At 70.2% G+C, this 14,668-nt stretch carries 11 protein-coding genes and 2 pseudogenes; 4 read left to right on the top strand and 9 right to left on the bottom strand.

The window, feature by feature from the left end:
* Window positions 1–64: 64 nt before the first annotated feature.
* Window positions 65–1,001, top strand: a pseudogene (locus A7A76_RS07945) (TrmH family RNA methyltransferase).
* 102 nt (window positions 1,002–1,103) lie between these two features.
* On the opposite strand, the gene A7A76_RS07940 reads toward A7A76_RS07945, so the two are convergent.
* From A7A76_RS07940 to A7A76_RS07920, 5 genes are all read right to left on the bottom strand, one after another.
* Window positions 1,104–1,829 carry a hypothetical protein gene (locus tag A7A76_RS07940; protein WP_206410690.1) on the bottom strand — a complete coding sequence of 242 codons (726 nt, stop codon included), beginning with the start codon at window positions 1,827–1,829 and terminating at the stop codon, window positions 1,104–1,106.
* Window positions 1,830–2,727: 898 nt separating this feature from the next.
* Complete coding sequence (locus tag A7A76_RS07935) at window positions 2,728–4,131, bottom strand: M28 family peptidase (protein ID WP_241200801.1); 1,404 nt, start codon at window positions 4,129–4,131, stop codon at window positions 2,728–2,730.
* Between the two features lie 595 nt (window positions 4,132–4,726).
* The gene (mscL, locus tag A7A76_RS07930) at window positions 4,727–5,134 is read right to left on the bottom strand and encodes a large-conductance mechanosensitive channel protein MscL (RefSeq protein ID WP_123649442.1); all 408 of its coding nucleotides are present in this window, start codon (window positions 5,132–5,134) and stop codon (window positions 4,727–4,729) included.
* Window positions 5,135–5,221: 87 nt separating this feature from the next.
* Window positions 5,222–5,950, bottom strand: coding sequence for a fumarylacetoacetate hydrolase family protein (locus tag A7A76_RS07925; protein WP_206410688.1), 729 nt, complete (start codon window positions 5,948–5,950; stop codon window positions 5,222–5,224).
* Window positions 5,951–5,954: 4 nt separating this feature from the next.
* The gene (locus A7A76_RS07920) at window positions 5,955–6,293 is read right to left on the bottom strand and encodes a hypothetical protein (RefSeq protein ID WP_206410687.1); all 339 of its coding nucleotides are present in this window, start codon (window positions 6,291–6,293) and stop codon (window positions 5,955–5,957) included.
* Between the two features lie 57 nt (window positions 6,294–6,350).
* Here A7A76_RS07920 and A7A76_RS07915 point away from each other — a divergent pair, with 57 nt between their 5' ends.
* A complete protein-coding gene (locus A7A76_RS07915; protein ID WP_206410686.1) occupies window positions 6,351–6,731 on the top strand; it encodes a Rieske (2Fe-2S) protein in 381 nt (126 codons plus the stop codon).
* A 252-nt stretch (window positions 6,732–6,983) separates the two neighbouring features.
* Here the strand turns inward: A7A76_RS07915 and A7A76_RS07910 are convergent, their stop codons facing one another.
* The 4 genes and pseudogenes from A7A76_RS07910 to A7A76_RS26375 form a co-directional block, all read right to left on the bottom strand.
* On the bottom strand, window positions 6,984–8,831 hold the full coding sequence (locus A7A76_RS07910; RefSeq protein WP_206410685.1) for an SLC13 family permease: 1,848 nt from the start codon (window positions 8,829–8,831) through the stop codon (window positions 6,984–6,986).
* Between the two features lie 49 nt (window positions 8,832–8,880).
* Window positions 8,881–9,648: a tRNA (guanosine(46)-N7)-methyltransferase TrmB gene (trmB, locus tag A7A76_RS07905; RefSeq protein WP_206410684.1), complete on the bottom strand. Its 768-nt coding sequence runs from the start codon at window positions 9,646–9,648 to the stop codon at window positions 8,881–8,883.
* Window positions 9,648–10,442, bottom strand: coding sequence for a thiazole synthase (locus A7A76_RS07900; protein WP_206410683.1), 795 nt, complete (start codon window positions 10,440–10,442; stop codon window positions 9,648–9,650). Before A7A76_RS07900 ends, trmB begins: the two co-directional genes overlap by 1 nt.
* A 54-nt stretch (window positions 10,443–10,496) precedes the next feature.
* Window positions 10,497–10,583, bottom strand: a pseudogene (locus tag A7A76_RS26375) (DUF6053 domain-containing protein); the annotation flags it as partial.
* Window positions 10,584–10,735: 152 nt separating this feature from the next.
* On the opposite strand from A7A76_RS26375, the gene A7A76_RS07895 reads away from it, so the two are divergent.
* Both A7A76_RS07895 and A7A76_RS07890 read left to right on the top strand, forming a co-directional pair.
* Window positions 10,736–13,351 carry a TonB-dependent receptor gene (locus A7A76_RS07895; protein WP_241200797.1) on the top strand — a complete coding sequence of 872 codons (2,616 nt, stop codon included), beginning with the start codon at window positions 10,736–10,738 and terminating at the stop codon, window positions 13,349–13,351.
* A 49-nt stretch (window positions 13,352–13,400) separates the two neighbouring features.
* Window positions 13,401–14,627 carry a phosphatidylinositol-specific phospholipase C1-like protein gene (locus A7A76_RS07890; RefSeq protein WP_241200796.1) on the top strand — a complete coding sequence of 409 codons (1,227 nt, stop codon included), beginning with the start codon at window positions 13,401–13,403 and terminating at the stop codon, window positions 14,625–14,627.
* Window positions 14,628–14,668: the final 41 nt, after the last annotated feature.

The following is a 14,668-nucleotide window of genomic DNA, read 5'->3' as shown; positions in this document are numbered from 1 at the left end:
GCGGCGCCGGCGCTGCGAGAGGGCCGGGCGTTCCCGCCGGCCCCGGCGGCGAAGGGCAGGGCCCGTGGCGCGAACGCGGCGGTTCGCATCACCCGCATTCGCGCGAGCAGCGCCGCGACCAGCGCACCCGCCACGACGGCAGCGAGCACGACGAGCGCCCGCGCGGCAGCCGCCACGAGCGCCACGACCGCGGCGGCCATCATCGCCGCGACGACGACGACGATCAGGGCGACCAAGGACCGGGCGCGCCGCACCCGCAGCGCGCCCGTCGCGACGCCGAGATCCGCCTGTACGGCCTGAACGCGGTGCGCGCGGTGTTCGCGCGGCGGCCGCAGGTGCTGCGCAAGCTGTACCTGGACGCGCCGCGCATCCCGCAATTGCAGCCGATGCTGGCCTGGTGCGTGGCCAACCGGGTCGGCTATCGCGTGGTCGAGACCCAGGACCTGGACAAGCTCGCCGCCAGCGGCCACCACGAAGGCGTGGTGGCCGAGGTGTTGCGCGAGGAGCCCGCGCCGCTGTCGAACTGGCTGCGCGATCTGCCCGACGGCCCGCAGCTGGCGCTGTGGCTCGACGGCGTCGGCAACCCGCACAACCTCGGCGCGATCCTGCGTTCGGCCGCGCACTTCGGCGTGAGCGCGGTGCTGTTGCCGAAGGATTCGACCCTCGCCCTGTCCGGCGCGGCCGCGCGCGTGGCCGAAGGCGGCGCCGAAGCGGTGCCGATGGTGCGCATGGGCCGCAGCGACAACGCCCTGGCCCAGTTGCGCGGCGCCGGCTTCGAACTGGCCGCGACCGTGGTCGACGGCGGCGAGGACGTGTTCGCCGCGCCGTTGCCGCCGCGCCTGATCTATGTGCTCGGCGCCGAAGGCGAGGGCATGGACCGCGAACTGGCCGCCGCCTGCGACCGGCGCCTGTCGATTCCGGGCACCGGGCGGGTCGAGAGCCTCAATGTCGCTGCCGCGACGGCAGTGTTGTTGGCGGCCTGGCGGGCGAGGCGGGGGTAGGCGAGGAGCGAGGGTGGGAAGAAGGGAACGAAGCAGGGAACGAAGAGCGCCGATTACCGGCGCAACCCCAGTTCCCCAATCCCTATTCCCGCTTCATGCCCCTCAAACAATGTGCTTGATCGCCTCCAGCAGCCCCGCGTACTCCTCGGCCTGCTCCGGCCGCTTGAGCATCGCGTCCAGACACACCGCCAGCGCGGCGGCCTGCAGGGTCTGCAGGTTCTGCCGGTGCTGCGCGTCGGAGACCTTGCGCAGCCCCGCCGCGAACGCGTCGGTGGCGGCGCGGTGGCCGTAGGCGAACTCGCCGGCCGCGCCGAGCACGGCTTCGTTGGACTGCTTGAGCGCCGATTCGATCTGCTGATGGACGCCGGTGTACTGATACGGCTCGCCGCCGTCGTGGCCGGCGAGCGCGGCGCGCAGCCGCTCCAGCAGTTCTTCGGGTTCCAGCGGCGCTTCGCTGTCCGCGCGCGGCGGCGCGCCGGCCGGCGGCGGGGTGCCGGGTCGGGCGTTCGGCGCGGCGCCGGCGTCGTCGTTGTCGGTGCTTTCGGTCATGGTCGCCTCGGGTGCGTGCGGACCGTCGTCGGCCGCGGACAGGGGAGCTTGGGACAATCGCTGCTTGAGCCGGCGCACGCCCGCGGCCAGGACCGCGTCGGCGCGCAGCGCCGCTTCGCTGTGCTGCGCCAGCGCCTGCTCGCCGAGGGCGAGGGTGGCGCCGCGCAGCGCATCCCACAGCGCGCGCAGGGCGCGTTCGGGCGACGGCGGCGGCGTTCGCGCGCCATCGCCGCGGAGATCGCGGTCGGCGCTGGCGGCGGCGTTGCTGGCATCGCTCATCGAAAGTGCGGATCCGAAACGCGGGCCGACGGGCGCGCTGTTTTCGAGATAACGCAAACCGGCGCGCGGACAGGGCACGCGCGCGGCGTCAAAGCGTGAGGGCGTTTACGGTTTCGCTGCAGCGCGCCGATGCGCGGCGTTCACGGGTGTGCGGCTGCGGCGTTGCGCTGCGATGGATGGCGGTGGGATGGAAGCAGGATGGAGGCGGAATGCAGGGCGCGGCGATTTGAGGGGCGCCGCGAAACCCACCTATCGTCATGCCGCGGAGGCGGGCATCCAGGGCTTCACCGCGACATGGCGTTGAAGTCTCTGGATCCCCGCTTTCGCGGGGATGACGGGGTGAGAGAGGCGGCGCGAACTCGAAACGGGCGCCGCGAAACCCGCCTATCGTCATGCTCGCGAAAGCGGGCATCCAGGGCTTCACCGCGACATGGCGCTGAAGTCTCTGGATCCCCGCCTTCGCGGGGATGACGGGGTGAGAGCAGCGGCGCGAACTCGAAACAGGCGCCGCGAAACCCGCCTATCGTCATGCCCGCGAAGGCGGGCATCCAGGGCTTCACCGCGATATGGCGCTGAAGTCTCTGGATCCCCGCTTTCGCGGGGATGACGGAGTGAGGGAGGCGCTGCGAACTCGAAGCCGCGAACTCTGGAGGAACACCGCGAACCCACCCCATCGTCATGCCCGCGAAGGCGGGCATCCAGGGCTTCGCGACATGGCGCTGAAGTCTCTGGATCCCCGCTTTCGCGGGGATGACGGGGTGAGGGAGGCGCTGCGAACTCGAAGCCGCGAACTCTGGAGGAACATCGCGAACCCACCCCATCGTCATGCCCGCGAACGCGGGCATCCAGGGCTTCACCGCGACATGGCGGCGAAGTCGCGCCTCATCTCAGCGTGACCTCACTCCTCCGGCGGCGACACCTGCTTCGGCGCGCTGCCGAAATCGCCATCGGCCGACGCCGCCAGATAGGCGAACACCGCATACGCGGCGACGTTCTGCGCCAGCGCCTTCGGGTCGATCTTGTCGAGCGTGTCGTCGGGCGTGTGGTGGTAGTCGAAATAGTCGGTGCCGTCCTGCGCCAGTCGCGCCCAGGCCAGGCCCTTGGCGGCGAACGGGCCGATGTCCGGGCCCGGGCCGCCCTTGCCGGGCGTGTGCTCGATGCCCAGCGGCGCCAGCGCCTGCGCGATCTGCTGGTCCGCGGCCTTGGCGTAGTCCGGCGCCGAGCTGGAATAGGCGTAGATGCGGCCGGCGCCGAAGTCGCTCTCCGCGCCGATCTGGTGCTTGCGCACGTCGGCCACGTGCTTGTCGGCGTAAGCCTTGCCGCCGTACAGGCCTTGTTCCTCGTTGGCGAAGGCGACCACGCGCACGCTGCGCGCCGGACGCAGCTTGCTCTGCGCGATCAGCTTGGCCGCGGCCATGGTCAGGCCGACGCCGGCGGCGTCGTCGATCGCGCCGGTGCCCTGGTCCCAGGAATCCAGGTGGCCGCCGATCACCACCACTTCCTCTGGCTTGCTCTTGCCGCGGATCTCGCCGATGACGTTGTACGAGGTCGCCTGGCCGTCCCAGCCGCAGTCCAGGGCCACGCGCACGCGGGTGGCGCCGCGCGCGGCCAGGCGGGCGAGCTGGTCGGCATCGGGCGCCGACAGCGCCGCCGACGGAATCGGCGTGAGCCCTTCGTCGAAGCGGGTGATGCCGGTGTGCGGCATGCGGTGCGAGTCGGTGCCGGCCGAACGCATCAGGAACCCGGACGCGCCGGCGCGGATCGCCGCCGACGGGCCGCGGCTGCGCACGCGCCCGCCCGGGCCGTAGCCGGCGCCGTCTTTAGCGCGCGGCATGGCGAAGTCGATGAAGGCGATCTTGCCGGCCAGCGAACCGGCCGGCGCGGCCTCTAGCGCGGCCAGGTCGGCGAAGCGCACGACCTCGCCTTCGACCGTGCCGCCCGGGCTGCCGCCGAGCGCGGCCAGGCGCAGCGGCTGCGCGCTGGCGCCGAGCACTTCGGCGTGCTCGCTGCGGCGCTGCCATTTGGGGAAGGTCACCGGCTCAGTCCAGACCTTGTCGAAGCCCAGTTCGCGGAACTTGGCCTGCGCCCACGCCACCGCGCGCGCGTCGGCCTCGCTGCCGGCCAGGCGCGGGCCGACCTCGGTGGTCAGCGATTCGGTGATCTTGAAGCCCAGATCGCTGGCCAGCGCGCGCTCGCGCAGTTCGCCGGCGGCGTCGACGGCGGCCTGCGGAATGCGCGTTTCGCGCTGCGCGGCGGCGGCATCGCCGGCCAGGATCGAACCCGTGAACAACACGGCAGCCATCGCTGCCCACAACGGTGCGCGCATCCCCACTCTCCTCGTGCTGGCCGGCCGCGCGGGAGGTCGCGCGGCTAGGCGAAACGCCGAGCTTAACAACCCGCGGGCGGCGCGCGACCTGAGAAAAGTCACGCCGGGCGCGCGGGGTTTTTGTCGCTGGCGATCGTGGGGTTTGATGCAGGCGGGGCGATGGCGCGCCGCGGAGGCGTTCGGCGATTGCGGGTTTGCCGGGTTTGTTGTTTCGAAGGCGGTTCGGTGCGGGCGCGGTCGGCGTGGTGTCGCGGTCGCGGCTTGCGCCGCTCCTGCAGGAAGCCTTCGCGAATGCCGCCCCCCTGTAGGAGCGGCGCAAGCCGCGACCGCGCCGATCGATCGCCGGCGCCGGCCGCTCAGCGCACGAACGCCTCCGCCCCCGGCTCAATCCATCGCCGCAGCGGCCAACCGATGCGCAACCGCGCGGCCGCCGCCTCGATGCCGTCGTCGAACGCGAATCCCCGGCGCCGCGCCAGCGCGCCGAAACATTTGCGGCGCATCGTCGCGGACCGGGCCAAACGAAGAAGGCCGCCACAAGGTGGCGGCCTTCGATGGAGCGTGCGCGGCCGGGTTACTTCTTCAGCGAATCGCGGATCTCGCGCAGCAGCAGCACGTCTTCCGGCGTCGCCGCCGGCGCCGCGTCGGCCGGCTTGCGCACCTTGTTGTAGGCCTTGAGGAAGATGAAGATCACGAACGCGATCAGGATGAAATCGATCGCGGTCTGCAGGAAGGCGCCGTACTTGATCGCCACTTCCGCCGCCACTTCCTTGCCCGCCGCGTCCAGCTGCGAGGGCTTGAGCACGTACTTCCAGTCGCTGACGCTGACCCCGCCGGTGATGTAGCCGATGGTCGGCATGACGATGCCGTCGACCAGGGCGGTGACGATCTTGCCGAACGCCGCGCCGATGACCACGCCGACGGCCAGATCGACCACGTTGCCGCGTGCAATGAACTCTTTGAACTCGCTGATCATGCCCATCGCATGCTCTCCCTGGTGACGACTGTTACGACTGAAGGACGGTGGACGGCGCCGGCTTCGGATGAAGGCACGGGCGCCGGGGCCGGACTATAGCCGGGGCGGGGTGATGTGTCCGTGCAGTTCCGCCACGCCTTCCAGCGTCGCGCGGTAGCGGTCGCCGGGCTGCAGCGCGGCGACGCCGGCCGGGGTGCCCATGAAGATCAGGTCGCCGGCGCGCAGCGCGTACAGCTGCGAGAGCTCGTGCAGGACGTCGGCCACGTTCCAGATCAGGTCGTCGAGCGAGCCTTGCTGGCGCAGCTCGCCGTTGACCTCCAGGCGGAGCGTGCGCGCACCCAGCGCGCCGACGTCGGCGGCCGGCACGATCGCGCTGATCGGCGCGGCGTGGTCGAAGGACTTGCCGGTGTCCCAGGGCAGGCCCTTGGCCTTGGCCTGGGCCTGCAGGTCGCGGCGGGTCAGGTCGAGGCCGACGGCGTAGCCGTAGACCAGGGCCTGCGCGTCCTCGACCGCGAGCACGCCCGCGGGCGCGTCGCGGCCCAGCGCCACCACCAGCTCGACCTCGTGGTGCAGGTCGCTGGTGCCGGGCGGGTAGGGCACGGCCTCGCCGGTGTCGAGCGAATCGGTGGGCTTGAGGAAGAAGGTCGGACGGCCGCGGTCGGCGGCCGAGGTCGGCGCCGCCGCGCCCATTTCGCGGGCGTGGTCGGCGAAGTTGCGGCCGACGCAATAGACGCGGTGGACCGGGAAGGCGGCATCGGCGGCCAGGCCTTGGCCGCGGACGGGGATGCGGGTGGCCGGCGCGGCCGCGACGACGTCGCTCATGCGCTCAGCGCGCCGGGCCGGCGCTGCGGTCGCGCGGCAACGCGCGCGGCGCGACCACGCGGAACTCGCCTTCGACCACGTCGCCGCGGGCCTTGGCCCGCGCCGTCATCGGTTTGCCACGGCGCTGCCATAGCTTGTAGGCCAAGCCGACCGCGATCATCGCCGCGCCGACGAAGACGCTGAAGAACACCAGCAGCGCCAGCAGGCCCAGGCCGACCACGCCGAGAACGAAGCGCAGGAGGCGGTGACGCGGCTTGCGCGGCTCGAAAGCGCTGCGCACGCGCGACTGGAACGCAGTCCATTGCGAACGTTGATCGGCGAAACGGAAGGTCTGGGCGAACATTTTCGGTCGTCGTGAGACAATTGGGCCTGGGCCGGACAGTCGAGTATCGTTCCAGGCATGAACGATGGTGTGAGAACTTCGTTAAACGGGTCCGACGGCCGGGCGGCCGGCGGTGAACCTTTGATCGCGCTGGCGCAACTGGCCGACGGCGGTTTCGCCGAGGTCGAGGCGACCCTCGACGGCGACGCCGAGTCGCTGCTGCTGTATCGCGACGGCGAGGCCGTGCGCGCCTGGCTCAACATCTGCCCGCACGCCGGACGCCGACTGGATTGGGCCCCCGGGCAATTTCTCAAGAGCAAGGACGGCCTGCTGGTGTGCGCCGCGCACGGCGCCAGCTTCGAGCTGGCCGGCGGCGAATGCGTGGCCGGGCCGTGCCGCGGCGAAGCCTTGCGCGCGGTGGCGGTGGACGTGCGCGATGGCGGGGTTTGGCTGGCGTAAGCGGCGTCGTGTCGGTGCGTGGCGCGAACTGCCTGGGCCCTCTGTAGGAGCGGCGCGAGCCGCGACTGCGGGAATGAATCGCCGGCGACATTGGATGTCCGGTCGTCGTATCCGATCTGTTGCGTGGCCTTAGTGCCAGGGCTCAGCGGGGGCGCGGGTGTTTCGTTGGCGCGGTCGCGGCTTGCGCCGCTCCTACAGGTAGCCCAGGTGGGGGCGCGGGAGCGGGAGGGTTATCCGTGGCATGGCGTCGGATTATTTTCCCCAGAACAACACGTTGATCATCAACACCGTCACCACGGTATAGATCAACGACAGCGGCCCGCCGATCCTCCACAGCTCCTTGCCGCTGTAGCCCGCCGGCCCGGTGATCATCGAGATCACCGGATTCGACGCGGTCATGAAGTTGTTCGACGCCGACAGCGCCACGATCAGCGCGAACGCGGTCGGGTTGCCGCCGGCCGCCAGCGCCAGGTTGACCGCCAGCGGGACCACCACGATGGTCGCGCCGACGTGGCTGATGACCAAGGAAAAGGCAGTCGTCAGAAGTCCGACCAATATCTCCAGCAGCCAGACCGGCGTCCCGTGAGGCAGTCGCTCGATGCTGTGCCCCGCGATCCACGCCGCCGCGCCGCTGGAATCCATCGCCCAGCCCAGCGGAATCAGGCAGGCCATCAGGAACACGGTCTTCCAGTTGATCGCCGAGTAGGCCTCGTCGATGTTGAGCACGCCGGTGATCAGCATGCCGACCACGCCGGTCATCAGCGCGATCGACACCGGCAGGCGCGAGGACAGCGCCAGCAGCATCGCCACGGCGAAGATCGCCAGCGCGATCTTGAGCTTGTGCGGGCGCTGCTCGCCCTTGGGGTAGTCGGTGACCACGACCAGGTCCTTGCTCGCCGCGGCGCTGGCCAGGTCGGTCCAGATGCTGTGGAACACCAGCATGTCGCCGGCGCGCATCGGCACGGCGCGCACGTTGTCGCGCAGCACGGTCTTGTCGCGGTTGATCGCCAGCAGGCTCAGGCCGGACTGCTTGCGCAGGTGCAGGTCGCCGGCCGTTTTACCGATGTATCCCGAGGTTGCCGGCACCACCGCCTCGGAAATGCCAGCGCGGCTGGGATTGAACAGATCGGCGAAGTTGCGCAGGCGCGAGGACAGGCGCAGGAAATGGTTCTGGGCGAAGTCGGCGACCTGCTGCTTGGGCCCCATCGCGCCGAGCACGCTGCCGACCCAGATGCGGGTGTCGGCCGGCGGCGCCAGGCGCGAGTCGTTGTCGCTCTTGAGCGCCAGCAGCAGCGGCGCGCCGCGCAGGGTCTCGGCTTCGCCGAGCGACATGCCCACCAGCGGGCTGTCGGCGGTGACGGTGAGTTCGTAGACGTCGCCGTCGATGCCGTAGGCCTTGGCGAAATAGCTCTGGGTGCGCGCCGGCGTCGCGCCCTTGTCGCTGTCGTCCTTGAGCAGCTTGTCGCCGAAGAAGTGGAAATAGGCCAGCGAGGCGGCCAGCAGGGCGATGCCGATCGGCAGCGGCGCGAACATCTTCAGCGGCTCGATGGTGGCCGCGCCCGAGGGCAGGTTGCTGTTGGCGTTGAGCAGCAAGTCGTTGAGCAGGATCAGCGGCGAGTTGCCGACCATGGTCAGCGCGCCGCCCATGACGATGGCCGCGGCGATCGGCAGCAGCAGCCGCGGCAGCGACAGGCCGGTGCGCGAGGACAGGCGCGCGGCGACCGGCATGTACAGCGCCATCACCGAGGGGTTCTGCATGAACGAGGAATTGAGCCCGGCCACCGCCGTGGTCAGCAGCAGCAGGCGCTGCTCGACCCCGTGCGCGCGCCGCAGCAGCCAGCCGGCCAGGCGGTTGAGCGCGCCGGTGCGGTCCAGGCCGGCGCCGAGGATCATCGTGGCGATGATGCTGATGACCGCGTTGCCGGAGAAGCCGTTGAACAGCTCGTCCGGCTCGACCAGCCCCGACAGGCCCAGCAGCACCAGCACGACCAGGGCGACCACGTCGGCGCGCACGCGCTCGAACAGGAACATCGCCATCGTGAACACCACCAGCCCGAGCACCAGCATCATGTCGGTGGTCAGCGCGAGGGAGGTGTCCATGCCGGTCTGGTCGGGGTCTCGGTCGAGTCGCTAGGAAAACCTGTTCGCCCTACGCCTGCTGCGCCGTGCCGCCGCCGTGGTCGGGCACGCGGTCGTACAGCAAGTCCCAGACGCCGTGGCCGAGTTTCTGGCCGCGGGTCTCGAAGTGCGTCTGCGGGCGCCATTCCGGTCGCGGCACGCTGCCGCGCCGGCCGGCGCGGTTGGCGAGCCCCCTGGTCGCGTCCAGGACGTCCCACATCTGCTCGGCATAGTCCTGCCAATCGGTGGCCAGGTGCAAGCGCCCGTCGGGCGCGAGCTTGCGCACCAGCAGTTCGGCGAAGGCCGGCTGGACCAGGCGGCGCTTGTTGTGGCGCTTCTTGTGCCACGGATCGGGGAAGTAGATCCGGACCTCGTCCAGGGCGCCGTCGGCGACTTCGTGGTTGAGCACTTCCACCGCGTCGTGGTGGTAGAGCTTCACGTGGTCGCTGCCGTCCTCGGCCAAGGCGTTCAGCAGTCGGCCCACGCCGGGGGCGTGGACTTCGATGCCGATCAGGTCGCGGTCGCGGTCGTGCTGCGCGGCGTAGCGCAGCGCTTCGCCGTTGCCGAAACCGATTTCCAGCACGCGCCTGGCGCTGCGGCCGAAGATCGCATCGAAGTCGCGCGGCGCGCCGCTGTAGTCGATGCCGAAGCGCGGCCAGAGTTCGTCGAAGGCGCGCTGCTGGGCCGGAGTGAAGCGGCCCTGGCGCAGCACGAAGCTGCGCACCTGGCGGCGGCCTTCCTCGACCGTGAACGGCTTGGGCGGCGCCTTGTGGCCGTCGCTGGAGAACGGGTCGGTCATCAGCCGATCAGCCCGTCCACGGGGCTCGACGCGCTGGCGTAGCGCTTGCGCGGGATCCGCCCGGCCTTGAATGCGGCGCGCCCGGCTTCCACCGCCAGCTTCATCGCGTGCGCCATCAGGATCGGGTCGCGCGCGCCGGCGATGGCGGTGTTCATCAGCACGCCGTCGCAGCCCAGTTCCATCGCGATGGCGGCATCGGACGCGGTGCCGACGCCGGCGTCGACGATGATCGGCACCTTGGCGTTCTCGACGATCTCCAGCAGGTTGTACTTGTTCTGCACGCCCAGGCCCGAACCGATCGGCGCGGCCAGCGGCATCACCGCGACGCAGCCGATCTCTTCCAGGCGCTTGGCCAGGATCGGGTCGTCGGAGGTGTAGACCATGACGTCGAAGCCGTCCTTGACCAGGGTTTCGGCCGCGGCCAGGGTCTGGATCACGTCGGGGAACAGGGTGCGCTGGTCGCCGAGCACTTCCAGCTTGACCAGGCGGTGGCCGTCGAGCAGCTCGCGGGCCAGGCGGCAGGTGCGCACCGCGTCGTCGGCGGTGTAGCAGCCGGCGGTGTTGGGCAGCAGGGTGTAGCGGTCCGGCGGCAGCACGTCGAGCAGGTTCGGCTCGCCCGGGTTCTGGCCGATATTGGTGCGGCGGATCGCGACAGTGACGATTTCGGCCGCGGCGGCCTCGGTGGCCAGGCGGGTTTCGGTCAAGTCCTTGAACTTGCCGGTGCCGGTGAGCAGGCGCGAACGGTAGGTCTTGCCGGCGATGACCAGCGGATCGGAGAAGGCGGTGTCAGTCATCGCGCAATTATGGCCGATGGGGGCGGGCCGTGGGGCGATGAGGCCCTGGGCCCTTGTGGGAGGGGCTTCAGCCCCGATGCTTTCCGGCCCGATCGCCGCGACCTGAAACAAGAGCTTCGGGGCTGAAGCCCCCTCCCACAACAGCGGACTTGACCGGATCTGGCGGCAACAACGCGCCGCGTGTCACGAATCTTTAAGCCACGGCGTTCAGCATTCATCGCGGCTGCCGCGCGCCATGCACGGCTTCGGACGGAACCGACGGCAGCGATCCCTTCCTTCCGAATCCCGCCGCCATGACCTCTCGTTCCCGCCAGCTCACCCGGGCGATCCGCATCGCCCTGGCCGCCAGCTTCGTTACCGTTGGTTTTTCGACCCTTGCCCAGGCGCAGCAGCCGGCTTCGGCCGGGGGCGTGGTTTCGGGCGAATCCTCCGCAGCGTCCGCTTCGGCGGCGCAAGACGGGACGAAGTCCAGTGCGGTGGACCTCGACAAAGTCGTCGTCACCGGCCGCTCCGGCACCCGCCAGCGCAGCAAGGCCGAGACCAGCTACTCGATCACCGCGATCGAGGAAGACCGCCTGCGCATGCAGGCGCCGACCTCGGTGACCGAGGCGATGAAGTCGGTGCCCGGCTTCTGGGTCGAGGCCAGCGGCGGTGAAGCCAGCGGCAACATCCGCGCGCGCGGCATCCCGGTCGACGGCTTCGGCTCGGTGACGCTGCTGGAAGACGGCATCCCGGTGCAGCACGACCCGGCGCTGGGCTATCTCAACGGCGACCAGGCCTTCCGCCTCGACGAAACCATCGAGCGGGTGGAAGTGGTGCGCGGCGGCCCGTCGTCGGTGTTCTATTCCAACGCCCCGGCCGGCGCGATCAACTTCATCCCGCGCACGGTCGGCGACAGCGCCGAAGGCGTGGCCAAGCTCACCGTCGGCGATTACGGCCTGACCCGCTACGACCTGTTCTTCGGCACGCCGATCGGCGGCGGCTGGAAACTCGGCCTGGGCGGCTTCTGGCGCAGCGACGATGGCCTGCGCGATCCGGGCTATCCGGCCAACGACGGCGGCCAGTACCGCATCGACCTGTCGCGCGCGTTCGAGCGCGGCAAGTTCAGCTTCGACTACAAGCGCGTGGACGACAAGGTCGCGCTGTACCTCGGCATTCCGATGCGCAGCTACGCCGACGGCAAGATCCGCGGCGTGCCCGGCTTCGACGCCCACGACGGCACCCTGGCCGGGCCGGAAACCCGGCGGATTGAGATGATCCAGGGCGACGGCTCGAGGTACGACTTCGACAACGCGCTCGGCACCCAGGTCAAGCGCGACCAGTACACGGTCAAGTTCGACTACGACCTCGGCGCGGGCTTCCAGCTGGCGCAGTCGCTGCGCTACAGCAAGACCCGGACCCAGCGCAACGGCGTGTTCCCGCTGACCCTGCAAAGCGGCGCCAGGTTCTTCAACGACGCCGCGGTGAAGAAGCTGATCGCCTCGGTGCCGGGCGCGGCCGGCGCGCAGTTGCGCTATGTCGACGCGCCGAACCAGGTATTCGACCCGGCCAGCCAGAACGGCAACGGCCTGATGACCATCGCCGGCCTGCGCGGCGTCACCATGCCGGTCAACGAACTCATCAGCGACACGCGCCTGATGCGCCGCTTCGATTTCGGCGGGCAGAGCCACGACGTCACCGTGGGCTATTACTACGCCCGGTTCGATCAGGACTTCGACCGCTACTCGTCGAACGTGCTGACGGATGTGCGCGACAACGCGCGTTTGCTGGATCTGGTGGCGGTGGACAAAGCCGGCCGGCCGCTGAGGACGCTGACCGACAAGGGCGTGTACCGCTATGGGTACGAGTGGGAAAATGCCAGCGGCCGCTCCACCACCCAGGCGCTGTACCTATCGGACGAATGGCAGGTCAACGAGCAACTGCGCATCGACGCCGGCGTGCGCTGGGAGCAAGTCAAGGTCGAGGGCTGGACCGAGGTGCGCAAGCAGGCGAACCTGGGCACGCCGGCGACTGCGCAGATCCTCACCGGCTCGGGCGTGTTCGTCGATTACGACCAGAAGTTCGACAAGATCGGCTGGACCGTCGGCGCCAACTGGCAGTTCGACCCGCATCAGGGCGTGTTCGCGCGCTGGACGCCGGCGTTCCGCCTGCCGAGTTTGTCGAGCTACATCACCAAGTACTCCAACTGCGATCTCGCCAAGCTCGCCGCCTGCGTCAACGACCCCAGCGGCCGCCCGGTGACCCAGACCATGGACCTGGGCGAGATCGGCTACAAGTTCAGCAACGAGCAGTTCGACCTGTTCGCGACCTTGTTCTACACCAAGTACGACAACGTCGGCTTCAGCAACTACGTGTTCGACCTCGGCAGCGGCGCCTCGACCGTGCAGCAGGGCTACGCCGACACCAAGACCACCGGCCTGGAGCTGGAAGGCTTCTGGACGCCGGTGCGCTGGTTCGACCTGCAGCTGACCGCGACGGTGCAGGATCCCAAGTACAAGGGCCTGCGCTACACCGAGCTGGTCAACGGCGCGCCGGTGCTGCGCGACTTCGTCGACAATCAGCTGATCCGCGTGCCCAAGACCAGCGTCCGCGTGGTGCCGGGCCTGAACCTGCTCGACGACAAGCTGCGTCTGCAGGTGTCGTACGAACACGAGGGCGAACGTTACGTCGACACCGCCAACTCGGTGCGGCTGCCGTCCTGCCACGTGGTCAACGCCAGCGCGCGCTACGAGTTCGCGCCGGGGCTGAGCCTGTTCCTGTACGCCGACAACCTGACCAACTCGCTCGGCCTGACCGAAGGCAACCCGCGCGCCGGCGAACTGCAGAGCGCCGACGCCGGGGCCAACACCTTCATCGCCCGGCCGCTGCTCGGCCGCGGCTACCGCGCGGCGCTGATGTACAAGTTCTGAGCGCGCCGCGGTGGGCGTATCGTTGCCGGTTTCGAAGCGGAGAGACGTCATGAAGCCCTGGGTTTTGCCGATGCTGTCGTTGGCGCTGTGCGGCGCGTTGGCGGGGACGGCGCGCGCGCACGACGAAGCGGCCGCGCCGCCGCCGGTGGATCCGGCCTGCAAGCTCGACGCGCCCGACGCCGCAAAGGCCGGGCCGGACTGCGCGCAGGCCTGGATCGACCGCAACCTGGGCATCAACGATGTCCAGGCCATCGGCACCCACAACAGCTACAAGCGCGCGATCCCGGCCGAGGAACTGGCCGCGCACCGCGCCCGCGACGCCGCCGGCGCCGATGCGCTCGACTACGGCCATGCGCCGCTGCACGAGCAGCTCGAGCTGGGCATGCGCCAGCTCGAGCTCGACGTGTATTACGACCCGAAGGGCGGCCGTTACGCGCATCCGCCCGGCGCGCTGCGCCAGGGTTACGGCGACGCAGGGCCGTGGCCGGCGGACGCGGCGGCGCAGATGGCGCAGCCGGGGTTCAAGGTGATGCATCTGGCCGATATCGATTTCCGCAGCCAGTGCCAGCTGTTCGTCGAATGCCTGCGGCAGATTCGCGCGTGGTCGCGCCAGCATCCGCAGCACGCGCCGATCCTGATCCTGATCAACGCCAAGGACGGTCACAGCGGCCCCGGCGCGGTCGCGCCGCTGGCCTTCGACGCCAAGGCCTTCGACGCGCTTGATGCCGAGCTGCGCTCGGTGTTCCCGCCGGCGGAACTGATCGCGCCCGACGACGTGCGCGGCCGCGCCGCGACCCTGCGCGAGGCGGTGCTGGCCGGCGCCTGGCCGAAGATCGGCGCCGCGCGCGGCAAAGTGTTGTTCGCGCTCGACGAGGACGCGCGCAAGGTTGCGTTGTACCGCGGCGCGCGGCGTTCGCTGGAAGGCCGCGCGATGTTCGTCAACGGCGACGAGACCTCGGCGGACGCGGCCTACCTGACGATCAACGACCCCATCGCCGACGGCGAGCGCATCCGCAAGGCGGTGCGGGCCGGCTTCCTGGTGCGCACCCGCGCCGACGCCGACACCGCCGAAGCGCGGCGCAACGACCCGCGCCGGCGCGAGGCCGCCTTCGCCAGCGGCGCGCAGTACATCTCCACCGACTACCCCAAGCCCGACCTGCGCTTCAGCCGCTACCGGGTGACCTTCCCGCGCAGCGAAGTGGTCCGCTGCAACCCGCTGCGCGCGCAGGACCGCTGCGGCCGGCGGGCGGTGGAAGCGCCCGAGAAGCATGATTGAGCTTGCGCGCCGCGCGCAGCGCGCTGTGCGCTGTGCGCTAT

The sequence above is a fragment of the Lysobacter enzymogenes genome, assembly GCF_017168095.1.
GTDB lineage: Bacteria > Pseudomonadota > Gammaproteobacteria > Xanthomonadales > Xanthomonadaceae > Lysobacter > Lysobacter enzymogenes_D.
Note: the sequence above shows the minus strand (reverse complement) of the source record. Positions and strands in the feature narration are given on the sequence as shown.

Bases quoted from the DNA above. Each gene is read 5' to 3' on its own strand.
- trmB (WP_206410684.1), bottom strand. From the start codon at position 9,648: ATGACCGACCCGTTCTCCAGCGACGGCCACAAGGCGCCGCCCAAGCCG.
- A7A76_RS07925 (WP_206410688.1), bottom strand. From the start codon at position 5,950: ATGAGCGACGTCGTCGCGGCCGCGCCGGCCACCCGCATCCCCGTCCGC.
- mscL (WP_123649442.1), bottom strand. From the start codon at position 5,134: ATGGGCATGATCAGCGAGTTCAAAGAGTTCATTGCACGCGGCAACGTG.
- A7A76_RS07895 (WP_241200797.1), top strand. From the start codon at position 10,736: ATGACCTCTCGTTCCCGCCAGCTCACCCGGGCGATCCGCATCGCCCTG.
- A7A76_RS07935 (WP_241200801.1), bottom strand. From the start codon at position 4,131: ATGGCTGCCGTGTTGTTCACGGGTTCGATCCTGGCCGGCGATGCCGCC.
- A7A76_RS07920 (WP_206410687.1), bottom strand. From the start codon at position 6,293: ATGTTCGCCCAGACCTTCCGTTTCGCCGATCAACGTTCGCAATGGACT.
- A7A76_RS07915 (WP_206410686.1), top strand. From the start codon at position 6,351: ATGAACGATGGTGTGAGAACTTCGTTAAACGGGTCCGACGGCCGGGCG.
- A7A76_RS07910 (WP_206410685.1), bottom strand. From the start codon at position 8,831: ATGGACACCTCCCTCGCGCTGACCACCGACATGATGCTGGTGCTCGGG.
- A7A76_RS07890 (WP_241200796.1), top strand. From the start codon at position 13,401: ATGAAGCCCTGGGTTTTGCCGATGCTGTCGTTGGCGCTGTGCGGCGCG.
- A7A76_RS07940 (WP_206410690.1), bottom strand. From the start codon at position 1,829: ATGAGCGATGCCAGCAACGCCGCCGCCAGCGCCGACCGCGATCTCCGC.
- A7A76_RS07900 (WP_206410683.1), bottom strand. From the start codon at position 10,442: ATGACTGACACCGCCTTCTCCGATCCGCTGGTCATCGCCGGCAAGACC.